At 55.8% G+C, this 19,890-nt stretch carries 14 protein-coding genes; 3 read left to right on the forward strand and 11 right to left on the reverse strand.

From position 1 onward, the window contains the following. Positions 1–19: 19 nt before the first annotated feature. Entirely contained in the window at positions 20–1,738 is a 1,719-nt protein-coding gene (locus tag GGE09_RS06625) for a GMC family oxidoreductase N-terminal domain-containing protein (RefSeq protein WP_309745144.1), read from the reverse strand. A gap of 210 nt (positions 1,739–1,948) precedes the next feature. On the opposite strand from GGE09_RS06625, the gene GGE09_RS06630 reads away from it, so the two are divergent. Both GGE09_RS06630 and GGE09_RS06635 read left to right on the forward strand, forming a co-directional pair. After that, positions 1,949–2,929 carry a helix-turn-helix domain-containing protein gene (locus GGE09_RS06630; protein ID WP_309745146.1) on the forward strand — a complete coding sequence of 327 codons (981 nt, stop codon included), beginning with the start codon at positions 1,949–1,951 and terminating at the stop codon, positions 2,927–2,929. 192 nt (positions 2,930–3,121) lie between these two features. Further along, positions 3,122–5,794, forward strand: a complete 2,673-nt coding sequence (locus tag GGE09_RS06635) for a calcium-binding protein (RefSeq protein ID WP_309745148.1) — start codon at positions 3,122–3,124, stop codon at positions 5,792–5,794. A 108-nt stretch (positions 5,795–5,902) separates the two neighbouring features. On the opposite strand, the gene GGE09_RS06640 is transcribed toward GGE09_RS06635, so the two are convergent. Together GGE09_RS06640 and GGE09_RS06645 are read right to left on the reverse strand one after the other, a co-directional pair. Continuing rightward, positions 5,903–8,419, reverse strand: coding sequence for an FtsX-like permease family protein (locus GGE09_RS06640; RefSeq protein ID WP_309745150.1), 2,517 nt, complete (start codon positions 8,417–8,419; stop codon positions 5,903–5,905). Then, entirely contained in the window at positions 8,416–9,123 is a 708-nt protein-coding gene (locus GGE09_RS06645; protein WP_309745152.1) for an ABC transporter ATP-binding protein, read from the reverse strand. Before GGE09_RS06645 ends, GGE09_RS06640 begins: the two co-directional genes overlap by 4 nt. A gap of 43 nt (positions 9,124–9,166) precedes the next feature. Here GGE09_RS06645 and GGE09_RS06650 point away from each other — a divergent pair, with 43 nt between their 5' ends. Beyond that, positions 9,167–9,805, forward strand: coding sequence for an arylesterase (locus tag GGE09_RS06650; RefSeq protein ID WP_309745154.1), 639 nt, complete (start codon positions 9,167–9,169; stop codon positions 9,803–9,805). A gap of 89 nt (positions 9,806–9,894) precedes the next feature. Here GGE09_RS06650 and GGE09_RS06655 read toward each other — a convergent pair whose 3' ends face one another. The 8 genes from GGE09_RS06655 to nirB form a co-directional block, all read right to left on the reverse strand. Further along, positions 9,895–10,749: a DUF481 domain-containing protein gene (locus tag GGE09_RS06655; protein ID WP_309745156.1), complete on the reverse strand. Its 855-nt coding sequence runs from the start codon at positions 10,747–10,749 to the stop codon at positions 9,895–9,897. Between the two features lie 126 nt (positions 10,750–10,875). Further along, entirely contained in the window at positions 10,876–11,805 is a 930-nt protein-coding gene (locus GGE09_RS06660) for a LysR family transcriptional regulator (RefSeq protein WP_309745158.1), read from the reverse strand. A 156-nt stretch (positions 11,806–11,961) separates the two neighbouring features. After that, on the reverse strand, positions 11,962–12,489 hold the full coding sequence (locus GGE09_RS06665) for a hypothetical protein (protein ID WP_309745160.1): 528 nt from the start codon (positions 12,487–12,489) through the stop codon (positions 11,962–11,964). Positions 12,490–12,559: 70 nt separating this feature from the next. Beyond that, entirely contained in the window at positions 12,560–13,600 is a 1,041-nt protein-coding gene (locus GGE09_RS06670) for an NAD(P)-dependent oxidoreductase (RefSeq protein ID WP_309745162.1), read from the reverse strand. Beyond that, on the reverse strand, positions 13,597–14,541 hold the full coding sequence (locus GGE09_RS06675; protein ID WP_309745164.1) for a glycosyl transferase family protein: 945 nt from the start codon (positions 14,539–14,541) through the stop codon (positions 13,597–13,599). Before GGE09_RS06675 ends, GGE09_RS06670 begins: the two co-directional genes overlap by 4 nt. Then, complete coding sequence (locus tag GGE09_RS06680; RefSeq protein WP_309745166.1) at positions 14,538–17,117, reverse strand: molybdopterin-dependent oxidoreductase; 2,580 nt, start codon at positions 17,115–17,117, stop codon at positions 14,538–14,540. Before GGE09_RS06680 ends, GGE09_RS06675 begins: the two co-directional genes overlap by 4 nt. Further along, entirely contained in the window at positions 17,114–17,449 is a 336-nt protein-coding gene (gene nirD / locus GGE09_RS06685; protein WP_309745795.1) for a nitrite reductase small subunit NirD, read from the reverse strand. Before nirD ends, GGE09_RS06680 begins: the two co-directional genes overlap by 4 nt. 8 nt (positions 17,450–17,457) lie before the next feature. Then, entirely contained in the window at positions 17,458–19,887 is a 2,430-nt protein-coding gene (gene nirB, locus GGE09_RS06690; RefSeq protein ID WP_309745167.1) for a nitrite reductase large subunit NirB, read from the reverse strand. Between the last annotated feature and the right edge of the window lie 3 nt (positions 19,888–19,890).

Raw genomic sequence — 19,890 nt, forward strand, 5'->3', positions numbered from 1 at the left:
GCCAAAGGATACAGACCAATCAGGCCGAACGGATCAGATCAGCGCATTTTTCACCGATCATGATCGACTGCGCATTTGTATTCGCGTTAATGATGCTCGGCATGATGGACGCATCGGCAACACGCAGGCCGTTAATGCCATGCACCCGCAGTTCATGATCCACCACAGCCATATCATCATCGCCCATTTTACAAGTCCCAACGGGGTGATAGATGGTCTGGATATATTTGTTGATATAGGCCTTCAGATCCGCATCCGATTGTACCGCAGGGCCGGGCAATACTTCTTCGCCGCGCAATTCGTCCAGTGCGGGGGCGGCAAAAATCTCTCGGGCGATTTTTACGCCTTGGATCAGAATATCATAATCCGCATCATTCTGGAACACATTGGGATTGACCTTTGGCTTCACGTTTGGATCGCCAGACACCAGTTCAACCGAACCTGTACCCTTGCTTTGCACCAAAGATGGCAGGATCGTCATCCCATCAGAACCGTCTGTCGGATTGCCCGCCCCATCCAGCACAAAATATCCGGGGCAAAAGTGGAATTGCAAATCAGGCGCGGGGCTGTCTGGATTGATGGTCAGAAACCCGCCAGCCTCCCCGATGTTAGAGGTCAGCAAGCCTTTGCCTTGGGCAAACAGCGCGCCTTGTTCTTCGGTGCCCGCTTGGGTCAGGCTGATCTTCTGCGTGCAAGTATAAACCACTGGCATCATGTAATGCTCTTGCAGGTTTTGCCCAACGCCTGGTAGATCATGCACCACTGTAATGCCGTGCTCTTCAAGCTGCGCTTTGGGGCCAATCCCTGACAGCATCAGGATTTGCGGCGAGTTGAATGATCCACCCGACAGGATGATTTCCTTGCGCGCCGTGGCCGTGTGTTCGCTGCCGTCCGCCACAAAGGTCACCCCCGTTGCGCGACCCTCAGTGGTTTCGATGCGCTGGACCATGGCTTCAGCCTGCGCTGTCAGGCGACCCGCCTCAATAGCTGGATGCAGATAGCTGACCGCAGCCGAGGCCCGATGCCCGTTCTTTTGCGTCACCTGATACATGCCAAAGCCGGTCTGATCCCCGTCGTTGAAGTCACTATTCAGCGCATAGCCAGCTTCACCAGCGCCTTTGACCATCGCCAGAGAGATCGGATTTGGATCGTTCAGATCCGTGACGCTCAGCGGCCCGTCTGCGCCGTGAACGTCAGACACGCCGCGCGTGTTTCCTTCGGATTTAAGGAACAAAGGCAACAGATCGGCATAGCTCCAACCCGCATTGCTTGCCCCCCAGGCATCATAGGTCGAACTGTGCCCGCGCTGATAGATCATCGCATTCATCGACGAGCAGCCGCCAAACATTTTGCCCCTTGGCATATACAGCGTGCCGCCGTCCAGCTTGGTTTGCGGTTCGGATGTGTAATCCCAGTCCAGTTCCGTTTTGAACAACAACGGGAACGTTGCGGGGATGTGAATATATTGGTTGGTATCGGCAGGACCGGCTTCCAAAACCAAAACCTTATTGGCGGGGTCTTCGGACAGCCGCGCTGCAACCGCACAACCAGCTGATCCCGCGCCGATGACAATATAGTCATATTCTGCAGCAGATGTGGTTTGTGCATGGGCTGCACCTAAAAACAACGGCGCTTGTGCCGCGATCCCAAGCGCTGCTGCACGGCGCATGAACCCGCGCCGCGAAATCTTGCCTGCATTAAAATCCCGATGCAGTTTTTCCTCTGGTGAATGTGTCATATCTTCCTCCCTGATGGTGTAACAGCCGACGAATATTTGGCCATAACCCGTGATTCCACACTGGCGGGACAGCACAGGGTCCGTATTGCCCCTGCGTGCATATTTTTTGTCACTCCGTGCAAAAATGCGGTTTTTCCCTGAAACCAGCGCAATTTTGACTTCTTGCCTGACACAAAATTTTCGCCTAGCATCCAGTGCGGGAGGAGTCATATGGTGTTTGAGCAACCATTTTGTGCGGGCGCAGATTGTGTTTCGCCCCTGTCGCATGTCACCACAAATGATGTAGGCACATTCGCCAATGCGCTGGAAACAAGTCTGGCGCGTCTGGATATGACCCCCACGACCAAGTCGTTCAACGCAGGAATTACGTCTTGTCGCACCCCGTCAGCATCATCAGCTTTGCTGCATGTAAGCCCTGCCATGGCCGAACGAACGGGGGATATTGTTGACGATAGATCGAACGAAGATATCTGCAAACTGGTCTGGCAAATCGGCGGGCGCAGCGACATCGAGCAAGCTGGCCGCTCGGTCACGCTGCAACAGGGAGACATCGGGCTATACGATATTTCCACCCCCTATAAATTCCGCGTAAGCGGCGATTTCAAATTGCTTATCTTAGGGTTTTCAAGGTCGTCGCAGGCATTTTCAGATCGCGTTCTGGTCAGCGAAAGTGACGGGCATATCCTATCCTCGACCGGAATGAACGCGCTGAAATCCATGTTAATGACCCTGCTGAACGATCCTGACACCACCGATGAAGGCGGCCATATTATGGAATGCGCCAGCCAGCTTGCCAGCCGCTTGTTGACCGAACGTAGCGCCCCGATGGACCTGCCGTTCAAAATGGATATCGACATGGGTAAACTGCCAGCGGCATGGCATCAAAAGATACTAAGTCTGCAAACGGACCCAGATCTGACACCTGACAAACTGGCCCATGAATTTGGCGTTTCGCGGCGTAGCCTATACAATAGTTTTGCAGTGATGGGTGCGACACCAGCAGCCTATATCCGGTCGGTACGGCTGCAATCCTGTCGTAAGATTCTGGAAAGCAAAACCGGTGCCGGTGAAAATCTGGCAGGACTTGCGCTGGATTTCGGCTTTAAAGACCAATCCCAATTCACCCGTGCCTTTCGCCGCGAATTCGGGGTTTCACCTGGGCAATTCAAACGAGCTTCCCCGCGGGTTTAAAACCGCATAGCCCCCAAAAAGTCGGCCAAGGCTCTTCCAAAACGTGTTGCCTTGCTGCGCCACACAACTTTCACTAGCGAAAACTGTTCTCATTTTATCAACCTGCGACAAACCATCTTGACCGGTTCTTAAGCTGTATTTAACTCTTCTTGCCAGATGCAGAAATTACTCTGTATGTCGGGAGAGAATAAAGTGATATTAAAAGAAAAAGCCAATCAATCCATCATTGCCCCCGTTGGCGCAGGCAGCAACTTTGGCGAGGTTATTGGCCTAAAGAACGGCGGCTTTATGGTTGTCTGGTCCCAGTTGGTTTTGGACATTCTGCCAATTCCAGGCGTAACAGACACCGATGGCACCGCCCTTTTAGCCCGCATCTATGGCGCAGACGGCAAACCTGATGGCAAAGTCTTTCAGATCAACGAAAAGGAATCCGGCGGCCAAGGTCAGATTGATATGACTTTGCTGAAAAACGGCAATGTTGTTGTGGCTTGGACCGATGGCCCTGCGATCAGCGATTTTGACGTGGATGCGCGCGCGGCGATTGTCTCCCCCCAAGGTAAGATCGTGGTCAAGGAATTCGAACTGGCAAAAAATACAGCCAACGAGCAAAAACTGCCACAAGTTGATGCGCTGGACAATGGCGGGTTTCAAGCCGCGTGGCTGGATGAACAAGACGGCTACGGAGACCGCTGGTTCACACAAGCCTATGACGCAAAAGGAAAGACTGTTGGACCGGAACTGCCGCTGAACACGGATGGTGGCGAAGACGCCAACCTGATTGTGCTGCCAAACGGGGTTAAAATCCTGACAGGCAACATGTGGAACACTGATATTTTTGCATGGACGGGCACAAAAACCGAGCAACCCTTTCCGTCAAGTGACTATAAAGTTCTTCTGGACCTCGATTACCAACAAATTTCCGGTGAGGGCCATACCGGTTTTGAAAGCGATGCAGCGGCGGCGGGGGACAACAGGATTGCGGTGCTGCGGCAGGACGCTTCAGGGGTAAAACTTAGCTTTTTCAAGACCGACCCCAAGGGCAACAACGGCAAGGTTGATATTACGGCCTATGATGCCGCTGCAACCAACTATGCCAGTCAAGGCAATGATGTGGTTCTGTGGGATTATTATGTGGACAATCCCTCGGGCTATACCACAACCCCGCCAACCTATTTCCGCCCCTTTACAGAGTTGTTGGAATTGAAAGACGGCAACCTGTTGGCGCTTTGGACTGTTGTGACCAAAGGCGATTCCGATGCAACCGCGCGGTTTTCGATCTATGCCCAAGCCTTTACAAATGACGGCAGTCCGCTGGGCGAGCGGCAGGAGATAGAAAAGAACCTCAAACCCTCGGCAGAAATCGGGATCAACTGGCCCTTTGCCGCGCAGGGAAAAAACGGCGACATTTTCCTTGGGTATACGGTAGAAACAGACCGCAACGGCGAAGGCACACGGGAAATCAGCGGCGGCACTTATAAGCTGAATTTGCCAAAACCCGATATGAAAGCCACCAACGGCGACGATACGCTATACGGCTCTGATAAGAATGACAAAATCTCAGGCGGGTCCGGGGCCGATGTGGTTTATGGCCTTGGCGGGGATGACATCATTGACTTTAGCGTGGGTAAAGACCGCGTGTTTGGTGGTTCAGGTGATGATATTTTTGTAAGCGAAAGCCTGTTTGATTTTAACGGCTCGGGTGCACTCATTCCAGTAATCGACGGGGGGGACGGGCTGGATCGGCTGGACCTGCGCGGCCTGCCCCAAGGGGCTGAATTGATGCAATCCGGCCTGTCCAACATTGGCACATATGGCAATGCAAAGCTCCGCAACCTTGAACAGGTCGTTATGACCGATTTCGACGACAAAGCCTATGTGGGCAACGGCACCTTCGGGCTGAAACTGGAAAAAGTCTGGCTGATGGGCGGCAACGACAAGGCACATGCTGCGCCCGGCACCTATTGGATTGATGGTGGCAAGGGCATCGACACCGTCGATTTTTATCAAACTAAAGATCAGATAGAAGTGAACAAAATCGGCAAAGCCAAATATGTGGTCACCTATGACGACCCCAATTACGATTCCAATGATATCAAGGTGACATTAACCAAAGTAGAGTTCCTGAAATTCAGCGATGGCACCGAGATGAAACTGGGCCAGACCCGCGGGTTAAAAGCCCCGACTGAGGTGGATTTTGGCGGATTGCCTGGCAAAGACGGCAACAACAAGAACAACACGTTGATCGGAACCAACAAAGACGAACGCTTTGAAGCAGATGCCGGAAATGACACGGTGCGCGCCAAAGGCGGCGCGGATCAGCTGTTGGGCGGCGCTGGCAACGACAAATTGTTCGGCGATGACGGGTTTGACCTGATCATTGGCGACGCTGGCAATGACAAAATGTATGGCGGGAATGACAATGACACGCTGGATGGCGGCCTTGGCAATGACAAGTTGTTTGGCGGTGCCGGCGATGATCTGCTGAAGGGCGGGGCTGGCAACGACAAGCTGGTTGCAGGCAATAACGCCGAATATGGCGACACATTGATCGGTGGCGCGGGCAATGACAAAATGACCGCAGGCGACGGGCGCGACACCTTCCAGTTTGCACCGGGTATGGGCAAGGATAAAATCCTGAAGTTCAACGCCGAGGCTACAGTCGCAAACGGTTTCAGCCGCGATGCCTTGCAGTTCCTTTATGAAGCCTTTGACCCTGACATTACTGACGGGCAGTCTTTCGTGGATAAATACGCCTCGGTTGAGGGAAAGAACATCGTGTTTGATTTGCCCGGTAAAGACAGTTTGACCTTGGTCGGCGTGAATGATCTTGACGATGTGGCAGCCAGTATCTGGTTTTACAATTAACCAGATTGCATTTGGGGAATGCCCCAATAAAACACCCTGCCCAAAGGGGCTGACGGCGCTGGATTTAAACGTTCCAGCGCCATTTCTTTTGCAGCAGAGCGACTGCGATCAATCCCGCGCGCGCAACACCCGCGCAGGGGCTGCAGATAAGGGCCGCCATGCAAATCCCAAGCCCGCCAGCAATGATGCCAGCACGCCGCCGCCAATAATCAGCACGGCATTGGCCCAGATCACAGTGTAATGGGTTTCCATGATAAAGATTGAAACCGCCCAACTTCCTAGAATACCAGCGCCCAAGGCTATGATCCCCGCGGCAAGCCCCAATAGTGCAGCGCGTAGGGCAAAGCTGGCCATGATTTGCGCCCGCGACGCTCCTATGGTCTTTAGCACGGCGGCTTCATAGGCCCGCGCCCGCTCCCCTGCCGCCGCAGCGCCAATCAGAACAAGAAAACCTGTGACAAGGGTAATTAACGCACCATAGCGGGTGGCCGCGGCGATCCCTTCGACCAATTCAACCACTTGGGCAATGGCGTCGCGAATGCGGATTGCGGTGATGTTGGGATAGGCGGTGGCCAGATCGCGCAGGATGGCTGCTTCGGCCTGTGGTTCTGCATAGACCGTTGAAATCCAGCTATGGGGGGCGCCCGCCAGTGCGTTTTCGTCCAAGGTCATGACAAAACCGATGCCTGCATTTTCCCAACTGACCTCTCGGAAGTTGGCGACGGTGGCGGTAATGTCGCGGCCCAGAATGTTGACGGTGATTTCATCGCCCAGATCCAAACCGATCTCGGCAGCTTCTTCTGCCGCAAAGCTCAGCAGTGGCGGGCCAGTGTAGTTTTCGGGCCACCATTCACCTTGCGTGACGGTGGTGCCTTCGGGTTGCGCGCCTGCATAGGTCAGACCGCGATCGCCGCGAATGACCCAATGGCCACCTGCAACCTCTTCGGCGGGGCGGCCGTTGATCCGTGTCACCACACCGCGCAACATTGGTGCGCTTTCCACTTTACGCACCAGCGGGTCGGTGGCCAGTCGGGCGCGGAACCCGTCGATTTGATCGGGTTGGATATCCACAAAGAAATAGCTGGGGGCAAGTTCTGGCAGTTCGTTGGCAAAAGAATTGCGCAGGTTGCCGTCGATTTGTCCGACAGCCGCCAGAACGGTCAGGCCAAGGCCTAGGGACAAGACAACGGATGTGGCCTCCCCGCCCCTTGCGCCAATCGCCCCAAAAGCCAACCGCAGGGCAGTATGACCCCGCGTGGGACGGCGCATCAAACGGGCGATCCCGCGAATAGAAAATGAAGCGAGCACCAGAATAACCAGCGATCCCGCAATCCCGCCTGCCGTCCAAAGGGTCAATTGCACCGTACCTGAAAACCAGACAGCAAGGCCGACCAGAACCGCAACCAACCCCACCAGTGCCATCAGATAGCGGGGGGCTGGCAGGGTGTTGGACCCCGAAAAAGCATCGCGAAACAAGGTAGCCGCGCGGATATCTTCGGTCTTGGCCAACGGCCAGAGCGTGAAGATCAGGGACGCCAACAGGCCATAAACCGCTGCCTCTATCAAGGGGGCGGGATAGATGGCGAATGCGGCGGGAATTGGCAGTTGTTCTTCGATCAAAGGCGCAAACAACAGGGGCAAGCCTGCCCCGATCACAACCCCGATGACCACACCGATCAGGGTCAGAACAGCGATCTGCAGGAAATAGGTCAGAAAAATCGTCTGCCGTGTGGCCCCAAGGGTTTTCAGCGTGGCAATCACATTGGTTTTACCCGCCAGATAGGCCCGCACCGCCGAGGCAATGCCAACCCCGCCCACAGCCAGCCCCGACAGGCCGATCAGGATCAAAAAGGCGCCGATCCGTTCGACAAAACGTTCCGCCCCGCCTGCCCCGCGCCGGCTGTCGCGCCAGCGCAGACCGCTGTCGCGGTAGCGGGTCTCGGCCTGTTCTTTCAGAGATTGCAGATCAGCTTCGGGCGGCAGATCAAGGCGGTATTGGGTTGAAAACAGCGTACCCTCGGTCAGCAAACCGGAATTCTCCAGTGCTTCGGTGCGCAGAATTGTGCGCGGCCCAAGACCAAAGCCGCCAGAGGCATTGTCGGGGTAGCGGGCAAGGATGGCACTTAGTGTAAAATCTTGCGCCCCTAGCCGAAACGTATCGCCTGCGGCCAGCCCCAGCCTGTCGGCCAGAACCCGCTCCATCACCGCACCCTGCCCCGCCAAAGCATCGGCCAGCAGCATATCTGGTTCCAACTGCACCGCGCCAATCAACGGATAAGCCCCGTCCACCGCGCGAATTTGGGTCAGCCCCCGCTCGGCCCCTGCGGCGCGGTCCACTACAACCATCGACCGGAAATCAACGGTTTGGGAAATCGCGTCTGATATTTCCCCCAGCCACGCCCGTTCTGCATCACTGGCAAAACGGTTGGTAAATTCCACTTCGGCATCGCCGCCCAACAAGGCAGCGCCGTCCCGTTTTAGCCCCGCTTCAATGCCGGATCTAACCGTACCAACAGCCGCAATCGCCGCCACACCAAGTGCGAGACAGGCCAAGAACACCCGAAACCCGCGCAAACCGCCGCGCAATTCCCGACGGGCAAAAGTCGCCGCGATACGCAGGCTCATTCTGCTGCCTTTGTTTCTGCGGAATTTGCTTGCGCGGTTTCAACCCGCCCGTCGCGCAAACGCACCACGCGGTCGCAGCGCACCACCAGATCATTGGCGTGGGTGACGATGATCAATGTAGCCCCGTGGCGATCACGCAAACCAAACAACAGATCCATAATCGCTTCACCGTTGGTTTCATCCAGATTTCCTGTGGGTTCATCCGCCAGCAATATGCGTGGGCGAGGCGCCGAGGCACGGGCCAGCGCCACACGCTGCTGTTCGCCTCCTGACATTTGACTGGGATAGTGATCCATCCGATCCCCCAAACCAACCGCACGCAATTCAGCCTCGGCCCGATCAAAAGCATCCCGCGCGCCCGCCAGTTCCAGCGGGGTTGCAACATTTTCTAACGCCGTCATTGTCGGTATCAGGTGGAAAGATTGGAACACCACCCCCATATTATCCCGACGAAAGCGTGCAAGCTGGTCTTCATTCATCGCAGTCAGGTCCTGGCCCAAAGCCATGATCGTGCCGGATGTGGCCTGTTCCAGCCCGCCCATCACCATAAGGAGCGATGATTTGCCTGACCCACTTGGCCCGACCAGCCCCAGAGTTTCCCCTGCTGCCACCTCTAGCGACACATCATGCAGGATATCGACCCGCCCCGCGTTTCCATCCAATGACAGGTTTGCATGGGTCAGGGTAAGAACTGGGTCGGTCATAAGAGCTGCCTTTAATCGCTTGGTCAGTCATGGATATGGGGCTTTGGGGCAGCTTCGCAACCTTGGTTTCGCCCTTTTTGTGACTGTCAGCGCAGTTAATGCGCAAACCGTGACGATAGCCGCCTTGGGCGACAGTTTGACAGCCGGCTACGGGTTGGCACGCAGTGACGGGTTTGTACCGCAACTTCAGGCTTGGCTGGCTGCACAGGGCGCCGATGTTAAGGTAAAAAATGCCGGCGTTTCAGGGGATACCACGGCGGGCGGGCGGGCAAGGGTTGCATGGACCCTGACCAACGATGTAGACGCGATGATCGTGACCTTGGGCGGCAACGACTATCTGCGCGGCCTTGATCCTGCCGTCAGCCGTGCCAATCTCGACAGTATCCTAGCCGCAGGACAACAGGCTGGTGTGCGTATGCTGTTGATCGGGATTGTGGCGGGGTCGAACTATGGCGCGCAATACAAACAGCAATTTGACGGCATGTATGTGGATTTGGCAGCCAAATACGATGTGCCGCTGTATCAGGACTTTTTTGGTGGGCTGCGCAGCGTGATTGATACGCAAAACCCATTGGCCACTTTCATGCAGGCCGATGGGATTCACCCGAATAAACAAGGCGTCACTGCGATTGTCGACGGAATTGGGCCGTTCGTGTTGAAACTGGCCCAACCTGCTGAATAGCAGACAAAAAAGAAGGATGGGTTGCCCCATCCTTCAATCCGTTTCGAAATTTCGCGGGGCCTAACATCCCCGCGAAACTCAACCCGTTTTTAGAAGCCCAGAACCAAAGACAACCCGATTGTGTTGTCAGTGGATTGCAGGCCCGCTGTCGGATCGGTGTTATAATCGGTCCGCAAGCTGACGCGGGTAGACAATCTATCAGATACCTTGAAGTTGACCCCCGCATCGTTGGACAAGACGGTATTTACGCTAGAGCCCAGAATATCTGTATCCATTGTGAAGGAAACAGTATCTGTGAAGGCATAAAAGTACCGTGATGACGCGATAAAGCCGACTTCTGTATCAGACACGCCATTGGCGTCTTTGAAATACCGCGCACCCGGGCCCGCTTGAACGCGCCATGTGTGGTTGGCATTGTTGATCACACGGTAGCCAGGACCAAAGCCCAAAAACGCATCTGTTTCCGAACCCGGCAGAACCGCACCAGCATTGTTGGTCAGCAGACCATCGTACTGAAAACGACCAAGGCCGAACATGTAAAATTCAGGCGAGAAGTAGCGGCTTGCTTCATAGGTGCCAAAGAATTTCTCTTCATTGCGCACGCCATTGGCTTCGCCAAATTCTACTGCAAAACCAACAAGGTGGTTCCAAGAGCCAACGCCGAATGTCAAACGCCCTGCGCCAGACAATTCACCTGTGTCTGTGTTGCCGGATGTACCAGAAGCGGTCAGCGCGAACGAACCGCGCCAGCCTTGGGCCACGCCATTCGGTCCAAAACGCTCGTCGTCTTGGCCACGGCGTTGATCGCGTTCGACCTCGGTTGTGATATCGTCGATTTGGTCATTCAAAGCCTGAACACCTGTCAGTGTATTTTGTGCCAAAACAGGGTTTGCAACGATAACTGCCAGCACGGATGCGCCTGCAAGTTTAAGAACTGTGTTCATGGGATTATCCTTTCCCCAAAAAGGTGATCCGCGCCGAGTGTTGGGGCGGAAGCATCTCTGCTGAGGGTGGTATAAGGCCCGGCTTAACAAGAGTATAATTCAGATTAATCAGGCATAATCCGAGAATTACTCACTTGCCTTTATATCCATTTGATACCGGGTAAAATCAGTCATGGCTTCTAAATCCTCCACCAGGTTTTCCTGTTCGATTTCAGCCGCTTGCACCACTTCTGACAAAGTGGAACGGGCAAGCGCCGCTAGATCTTCATCCAAATCTTCGCGCAGAACCATCCAAGACGGGTAAGGAAACCGTGGTGCATCTGCCACAACGTGCAGTTTTCCACTGGTTAGATAGCGCTGCACCGAACGCGCGGGCAGATAAGCCGAGGCGCGACGGTTCACGATATATTCGGCCGCAAGCGCCCCAAGCGCCATTGAACGACCGGAATCGGTTAAATGCGGCACCGCAATGGCCAGCGCATGGGTAAATTCCGGCCCCCAATCCACCGCCACATAGTCTTTTTTATCCGCAACCGAACCATCGGGATAGGACGCGACTAAAATCAATTCGTCATCCAGCGCAGGTTCTACAATCAACCCCGGACGCAGTTGCGGGGTGTATAAAAGGGCTGCGTGAACCACGCCCTCGATCAGAAACCGTGTGATCCGGTCCGGCATCCCCAGTTCGGCATGAAAGCTCAGCTCTGGCATGGCCGATTGCATGGCATCAAGCCAGCGAAACCCCAACCGCGGCCACAAGGAATATTGCGCACCAACGAAAAACGCACGGGAATAGCCCTCGGGGATGGCGATTTGCTGGCGGGCTTCTTCCCATATTTTTAAAAGACTAAGGGCGTATCGTTCAAACTGCTCGCCAGCAGGCGTCAAAATCGCCCCTGCCTTTGAGCGGATAAACAACGGGTGGCCAAGACTGTCTTCCAGCCGCTGAATCCGTAAGCTGACAGCGGATTGGGTGACAAAAAGACGATCGCAGGCCGATACAAACGATCCTGCGTTGGCGACTTCGATAAAGGTTTTGATAAGTGTGATGTCCATGGCACGACTATCGACGCGCACATGTCCAAAAGCAATTGCAGTGTTGCTGGCAGTGTTAGCAGCGGAGTTAGCGTTGTGTCATTTACCCACTGGAATCGGGTTCAAATAGACACTGGATCGCCCCAAAGCAGCTACGTTCCGCATTTATAATCCAAATTACTGGATGAGGATCCCCGTATCAAACCGACCGCTAATGTCTTTACAGTCATTTGGATCAGGCTCTCCTGAAAGTTCTTTAAGCAGGCATATTTTCGCTGCGAATTGCCCCGTCACACGTCCGGGGTTTTCACCATCTTCCAATATTTCGATGGATACGTTCGGCGTGGCTGCCACGCCGTCACTTGTATAAAACGGGTTTCGAACCCCTTCAGTCAGGTAGACGACCTCTGTGGAGATCGGGTTTTTTCCAGTTTCATAAGCGCCATAATAAGTTAGCGTCAGGCTGAGCACTTTTTCCGCTGAATAGGCCGGTTCGGGATGGGCCTGAATGCTTAGACTGGACAGGCTGGAATTGTTTGTGAAGGTTGCCGTAGCGGACAGATCAGCCCCGCTGCTGTTCGCAATCGTGTACCAGGTTTGCGTTTCTCCGTTCAGAGACAGGCCAACCGTACCAAACGCATCAGCACTGGCAAAAGCGGGGAAAAAGGCAGCACAACATGCTGCTGTGGTGAAAAGGTTTTTCAAAGCGACAATCCCGATAAATGATTTCGCTTCTACGTTGGCACAGTGCCGCCCCACTGGTCAACCAGCCCGCCTAGCCGGTTAATGCTTGCCTTTGAGGGGGCTCAGCAGGTGTCACACAAGGCACAATTTCATAGGCGATCTGCGCGGTTTTTAACGCCTTCACCCCGGCCAGAACCCCGTGGTCCGCTGCGTGATCTGCGCTGTACAAATACACCACTCGCAAGCCCTGACGGGCGGCTGCGATCAAAACGCCTGTGGTTTTGTCAGTCGGCCAGTGCTGCCCCGCAACCGCGCCGCCAAGCAACACCCGTTCCGCATCCCGTCGCGCCAGTTCCAGGATTTCCGGCGCAACCAACCTGTCGTAATAAATCACATCCGCCTCTTGTAGCCGTTGCACAGCGCGCAGGGTCATCAGGTCTGTATCCCTTGACCCTGCCCCGATCAGTACCACACTCCCGCTGCCACCGTCCGTTTGACCGAAACGCGCCGTGTCGATGGCCTGTTTGATCATCATCGCGGCCTGCCGTTCTGCCCCAGTTCCATGGGCGCGGCGCACGGGGCCGTTAAACACCCAGCGCCACAAATCGCGCCTTTCGCGCGGGGCCAGTCGTGCCGCAGCGCGGTCTCGCATCCGCCCCGCGATGGTTGCCAGATCACCCAAACGTGGCTCCAGCAATTCCTCCATGCGGGTTTTGATTTGCCGCGCCAGTACGGGGGCAGTTCCTTCGGTTCCGATGGCCACAACCACGGGGCTGCGATCCACAATGGACGGTGTGATTGCGTCGCACAGATCAGGTTGGTCTACCACATTCACCAAAGCTCCCGCCGCCTGTGCTATGCCATGAAGCGCTGCATCCGCACCGGGACAGCCCGTGGCGATAAACACAAGTGCCGTATTTTGAAAATCTGCCGCCGCAATCGCGCCTGTCTGCCAGTCGATCCGCCCCTGTTTGTGTAAATCCGCCAGTTCAGGCTCTAGGGCTGGGGCCAGCACGGTGATCACAGCTTGGGTTTTCAGGATCAAACGGCATTTCTGCGCTGCCTGTTCACCGCCCCCTACAATAACCACGCGGCGGCCCTGCATTTGCAAAAACATTGGAAAGGTTTTCATTCGGTTTCCCTTTTATGTGCATTTCGCCCAGCCCAAAGCCCCCGGGCCATGGTTTCGGCTTTGGCAATGCTGTCCTGTGCCCCCAAGGTCCACAGCGCCAAACTCGCCGTTCCGATCACAGTGTCCACCGCAAAGGGATCATCGGCCTGTCCGGACCAAAGTTCCCCCAGCCCCACAGCGCGGTCAGGTTCATGCAAACGGCGGCTTTCATCAATTAACGTCAGGGCGGTTTCATCCAGTTCCACACCGTTTTTCAGCCCGAACACGGCGATATCTTTTCCCGGATTGCGTTCAAATTCCCCACCGCCGCCTTTGATCACGGTCAATGTTTCATCCCCAAGCAAAGCCGCCGCACGAGATTGCAAACCACGGTAGGACGGGTGAAACACCCCCTGCACCATCGCCTTGGCGTGGGTCGGATTCCACATGCGCAACACGGTGTTAATGCAAGAGCGCAGGTTGAACGTGTCGCGTAATTTTAACACATCCAGCGCCACGGGGCTTAGGTCTTCGAGCGGATAATACTGCAATCCGCCGCCGATCAGGCCAGTGTCGTTTAAAGCGGTTCGTAAATCAGCCGACCCGTCCTGATGCGAGTTCCAGCCGTGCATCGCCACTGTATACCCCGCTTGCGTCACCAGTTTAGCGGCCAGCGCAAACAAAGGCGCACCGCGGGATCGCCCTGCGGCGTAACAGGGCCAGTCAAGATCGGCTTGGGGAAGGTTTACCACCGAATTGGCCCGCAAAGCTGCGGTAAATCCTGCAATTTCCGCATCGGTTTCGCCGCGCAGGCGCAGCACCATCAACAACGCACCGATTGCCTCGGGGGCTGCCGTGCCAGACAGGATAATCCCCATCGCCTCGCAGGCCTCATCTTGGGTTAAGGCACGGGCGCGGCCTTTGCCTTGGGCAACGATACGGACAAACGGAGCAAGGGTCATTCTGCGGCCATCGGGATCTGGATTTGCGCCAAAAGCGCTGCCAGTTCAGGCTTGCAAGACCCGCAACTGGTGCCTGCACAGGTGACGGTGCCCAAGGATTCTACCGAGTTAGCCCCTGCGCTCATCGCCGCGCGTAGGGTGTTGATCCCCACGTTCATACAAGCACAGACGGTTTGCCCCGGATCCGGCTGATCCGCCCCGCTGCGCCCTGCAAGCGCCTGCAAAGGCGGCGTATCGGTTCCGATCAGCGAAACCGCATAAGAGCGGGCCAAAGACACAGGGGCCGGCCCTGCAAAGAACAGGCCTGCCAGAATGCCGTCCTGATGGATTGCAATGCGTGTTTGATGTGTGTTTTGATCCTGCATAATCGCGATTTCACCCTGTTCAAGCCCTAAGATTTGCCGCGCCAGAGACTCCCAATCTTGGGGGGTGTCAGTGCCGGCAAATTCACCCTGCCATCCCGTCAAACTGCGTGCAATGGCGGCATAACTTTGAGTGGGCTGCATTTGGAGTGTTGAAGCGGCAAAGCCATACCAACGGGGCGAAAACTTGGTGATTGTACTTGTGGCGGCTTTTAGGGCGGGTTGGCCTGAAATCGGGTCAACCACGGGCGGGGTCAGGCTGTTGATTGTGCCCGCAGAACTGCGCTGGCGAGTCCAGTGCATTGGCGCAAAAACCTGTCCTTGCGGGGTGCGATCGGTGATCAGAACCCGCAGAATTGCGCGGCCTTGGTGATTTTTCAACGCTGCAAGATCCCCCGCTTTTAGCGATAAATCCGCCGCGTCTTGGGGGTGAATTTCAAGGTAGGGTTCGGCAAGATGCGCGCCCAAACGAGGGGATTTTCCGCTGCGGGTCATCGTGTGCCACTGATCGCGGTTGCGCCCCGTATTCACCTTAAAATCAGTGTATCCTAGTGTTTCTGGCGCTGTAACCGGCAGCATCCGCGCCTTGCCATCGGGATGGAAAAACCGACCGTCCGCAAAGAAGCGACTGTCATTTCGGGGCCATTGTGTCGGCAACAACGCGGCATAATCTGCATCCGCAAAAACCGATAGGTCAAGGTCTTTGCCAAAATCACGGGTCTGGTCCGAAAGCGCCACATATTCAGCAAAGATTTCGGCAGGGGATGTGTAATTGAACCCCTCTGCAAACCCCATGCGCTGGGCCACGCCACAAATGATCTGCCAATCAGGACGCGCGGTTCCGGGAGCGGGCAAAAACGCCCTTTGGCGGGAAATGCGGCGTTCGGAATTGGTGACGGTGCCGTCCTTTTCGCCCCAGCTTGTTGCGGGCAGCAAAACATCGGCCAGATCGCCGGTATCCGTGCGCGCCATAATGTCAGAGACCACCACAAACGGCACCGTCCCAATGGCGGCGGCCACGGCATCTGCATCGGGCATACTGACGGCGGGGTTGGTGGAAATCACCCAGAGCGCCTTTATTTTTCCATCCGCGCAGGCTTGGAACATATCCACCGCTTTCAGGCCCGCCGTTGTGCAAATAGTGGGGCTGTTCCAGAACCCCTGCACCCTTTCGCGGTGGTCTTGATTTTCAATATCAAGATGATTTGCCAACATATTGGCCAGCCCACCAACCTCGCGTCCTCCCATGGCGTTGGGCTGGCCCGTGACGGAAAACGGACCGCATCCTGACCTGCCAATCCGCCCTGTGGCGAGGTGGCAATTCAGGATAGCATTTACTTTATCTGTACCACTGGCCGATTGGTTCACCCCTTGGGAATAAACCGTCACGACCTTTGGTGTGGCGGCCCAAAGCTGGTAAAACTGCGTAAGCTCTTGCGGGGATAGGCCGGTGTCTGACGGATCACAGTACCGCGCCTGATCCACGGCGGCTTTGCAGCCGTTCACATGATCGTGGATATAGGCCAGATCAAGGGTGTTTGTGTCTGCAAGATAGGCCAGAAGCCCGTTGAACAGGGCCACATCCCCGTCGGGTTTGACGCGTAAATGCAAATCCGCCAGCGCAGATGTAGCGGTTTTGCGCGGGTCAATATTCACCACTTTCATATCAGGCCGCGCCGCTTTGGCTGCGGCAATCCGCTGGTGCAGCACCGGATGGCACCATGCAAGGTTCGATCCCACCAGCACGATCAAATCGGCTTCTTCCAGATCGGCGTAGGTTCCTGGCACGGTATCCGTACCAAAAGCCCGCTTATGGCCCGCCACCGATGATGCCATGCAAAGGCGGGAATTGGTGTCGATATTGGCCGAGCCGATAAAGCCCTTCATCAGTTTGTTGGCGACGTAGTAATCTTCGGTCAGCAACTGACCGGACACGTAGAATGCCACGCTGTCAGGCCCGTGGTCGCGGATCGCATCGCTGAAACGTGACGCCACCAGATCAAGCGTTTCGGGCCAATCCGCATCTTGGCCTTTGATCTGCGGATGTAGCAAACGTCCCTGCAAATCAATGGTTTCGCCCAAGGCGGCCCCTTTGGAACACAAGCGCCCGAAATTCGCGGGATGATCAGGATCGCCTTGGATCGTGCCATCCGCGCGGGCCAGAACCCCGCAGCCGACACCGCAATAAGGACAAGTGGTGCGCGTCAGGGTCATGCGACGGCACGCCGGCGCAAACGAGAAGCCTCGACCCAGATGCGGCCATCTTCAACCCGTGCAGGGTATGTGGCAACCTGCCCTTCATCCGCCCCTTGCACCTCGCCTGTTTCCAGTGAAATCACCCAATTGTGCAGCGGGCATGTGACGGCATTGCCATGCACGATCCCTTCGGCCAAGGGACCGTTTTTATGGGGGCATGCGTTGTCGAGCGCAAAAACCTCGTCTTTGGCGGTGCGAAATACCGCGACGCAGCCGTGGATTGTGCGTAGCAGACGTGCGCCCCGTTGCGGAATTGCGTCCAGAGGGGAAATATCAATCCAGTCGTTCATGAGGGTACTCATTCTGCTGCCTCCAATGTCAGATCGCCAAGGGTTTGATAGCTGTCAGCTTTTTTCACATGCTCGGCCCAAGGGTCTTTGCGATAGATGGATTGGGACAGCTCGAACCGTTCGGCCAGAGCTGTGCGGTTTTCAAGGTCGTCAATCTGTTCCTTGATCCAGTCGAGCCCGACTTTCGCCATCCATTTATAGATCCGGTCCAAATATTTGGCGTTTTCACGGAACAGTTGGGTCATGGCCATGACGACCTGCATCACCTCGGCCTCGGTTTCGACCTGACATAGCAGTTCTGTTTCGCGCACATCCATGCCCGCAGCCCCGCCGATACTGATCTGAAAACCGCTGTCTACGCAGACAATGCCGATGTCTTTGCAGGTGGCTTCCGCACAGTTGCGCGGGCAGCCTGATACGCCAAGTTTAAGTTTATGAGGCGTCCAGGACCCCCAAAGTGCCTTTTCCAGCTTGATGCCAAGTCCGGTGCTATCTTGAGTGCCAAAGCGGCAATGATCGGTCCCAACGCAGGTTTTCACCGTGCGCAGACCTTTGGAATAGGCGTGCCCTGACACCATGCCTGCCTTGTTCAGATCATCCCAGATCGCCGGAAGGTCTTCGCCTTTCACACCCAGCAAATCAATCCGCTGACCACCTGTCACCTTGACCGTCGGTACTGCGAATTTATCGGCGGCATCGGCAATGGCGCGCAATTCGTCAGGCGTGGTGATCCCGCCCCACATGCGCGGCACCACACTGAAAGTGCCGTCCTTCTGGATATTGGCGTGTTTGCGTTCGTTTACAAAACGGCTTTGCGGATCGTCGTGGTATTCCACAGGCCAGTCGGCCAGCAGGTAATAGTTCAACGCAGGGCGGCACACATGGCAGCCACAGGATGTTTTCCACCCGCAGGCCTGCCAAACCGCTGGCATGGATTTCAGCTCTTGGCTTTTGATCATGCGGCGCAGGTCTTCGTGGGTCATATCTGTGCACCCACATACCGGCTGGCTGGTGGGCAGTACAAAATCATCCCCCAGCGTGACAGCCAGAACCTGTTCTACCAACCCCGTGCAAGTACCACAGGACCCTGATGCTTTGGTAACGGCGCGCACGGCGCCCAGATCATGCGCCCCCCCATTGATTGCGTCTTCGATCTGGCCTTTGCAAATGCCGTTACACCCGCAAATTTCCGCATCACGCGGTAAGGCTGCAACGGCTAAGAGCGGGTCCGCGGCGGACCCTCCTTGAAAGGACGGACCAAAGATCAAGGTTTCGCGCATTTCTGCGACTTCGGTTTTGTCGCGGATCAGGCCAAAGAACCAGTTGCTGTCGGTGGTATCGCCGTACATTACCGCCCCGATCAGGCAGTCCTCTTCAAGCACCAAACGGCGGTAGACTCCACGGCCCGGATCGCGAAACACTATATCCTCGCGCCCCTCGCCTTCGGCAAAATCGCCAGCGCTGAACAGATCACAGCCCGTGACTTTCAGCTTGGTGGACAGTTCTTTTGATACAAACACAGCGGGTTGATCCAGCAGGGTTTGCGCCACAACTTTGGCTTGATCGTACAGCGGTGCCACAAGGCCAAACAATGCGCCGTTGAATTCAACACATTCCCCCACAGCCAGAACATCGGGATCCGATGTCTGCATTTGCGCGTTCACTTCGATCCCGCGATTAACATCCAGCGCCGCATCATTGGCCAGACGGGTTTCAGGGCGAATGCCCACCGCCATCACCACCAAATCCGCCTCAAGTCCGGTGTTATCCTCCAGCATCACACCTTCCACGTGGGTTTCCCCCAGAATGGCAGCGGTTGACGCGCCGCACATCACCGTGACGCCCTTTTGTTCCAGATCGCGGCGCAGCAAAAAGCCCGCAGATTCATCCAGTTGACGTTCCATCAGATGGCCCATCAGGTGTAAAACCGTGACTTCCATCCCCCGTTCCGCCAGCCCAGCCGCCGCTTCTAGCCCCAGCAGGCCGCCACCGATCACAACGGCTTTGCCGCCTTTGCCAGCCGCTTCGATCATCGCGTTGGTGTCGTCCAGATCGCGGTAGGTGATGACGCCCTGCAAATCCTTGCCCTGTACGGGAATGATAAAGGGCGCAGAGCCTGTGGCGATCAGCAGTTTATCATAGTCAACCGTACCGTTCTGGCCGACCACCTGTTTGGCCTCGCGGTCAATTTTCACCACATGTTCGCCAAACCGGCAGGTGATGTTGTGAGTGGCGTACCAGTCGTCGTCATGGGTGACGATTTCGGCGTAGGTTTTATCCCCCGACAACACGGGGCTTAGCATTATGCGGTTATAGTTTCCGCGGGCTTCTGCGTTGAAAATGGTTATGTCATAAGCCTCTGGGTTTTGCTCCAGAAGATGCTCTAACACACGGCCAGAGGCCATGCCGGCGCCGATCACGACGAGTTTCTGTCTCATGGG

This window comes from Roseobacter sp. N2S, assembly GCF_031454055.1.
Lineage (GTDB): Bacteria > Pseudomonadota > Alphaproteobacteria > Rhodobacterales > Rhodobacteraceae > Amylibacter.

Bases quoted from the DNA above. Each gene is read 5' to 3' on its own strand.
- GGE09_RS06675 (WP_309745164.1), bottom strand. From the start codon at position 14,541: ATGACCCTTGCTCCGTTTGTCCGTATCGTTGCCCAAGGCAAAGGCCGC.
- GGE09_RS06625 (WP_309745144.1), bottom strand. From the start codon at position 1,738: ATGACACATTCACCAGAGGAAAAACTGCATCGGGATTTTAATGCAGGC.
- GGE09_RS06655 (WP_309745156.1), bottom strand. From the start codon at position 10,749: ATGAACACAGTTCTTAAACTTGCAGGCGCATCCGTGCTGGCAGTTATC.
- GGE09_RS06645 (WP_309745152.1), bottom strand. From the start codon at position 9,123: ATGACCGACCCAGTTCTTACCCTGACCCATGCAAACCTGTCATTGGAT.
- GGE09_RS06670 (WP_309745162.1), bottom strand. From the start codon at position 13,600: ATGAAAACCTTTCCAATGTTTTTGCAAATGCAGGGCCGCCGCGTGGTT.
- GGE09_RS06640 (WP_309745150.1), bottom strand. From the start codon at position 8,419: ATGAGCCTGCGTATCGCGGCGACTTTTGCCCGTCGGGAATTGCGCGGC.
- GGE09_RS06630 (WP_309745146.1), top strand. From the start codon at position 1,949: ATGGTGTTTGAGCAACCATTTTGTGCGGGCGCAGATTGTGTTTCGCCC.
- GGE09_RS06680 (WP_309745166.1), bottom strand. From the start codon at position 17,117: ATGACCCTGACGCGCACCACTTGTCCTTATTGCGGTGTCGGCTGCGGG.
- nirB (WP_309745167.1), bottom strand. From the start codon at position 19,887: ATGAGACAGAAACTCGTCGTGATCGGCGCCGGCATGGCCTCTGGCCGT.
- nirD (WP_309745795.1), bottom strand. From the start codon at position 17,449: ATGAACGACTGGATTGATATTTCCCCTCTGGACGCAATTCCGCAACGG.
- GGE09_RS06660 (WP_309745158.1), bottom strand. From the start codon at position 11,805: ATGGACATCACACTTATCAAAACCTTTATCGAAGTCGCCAACGCAGGA.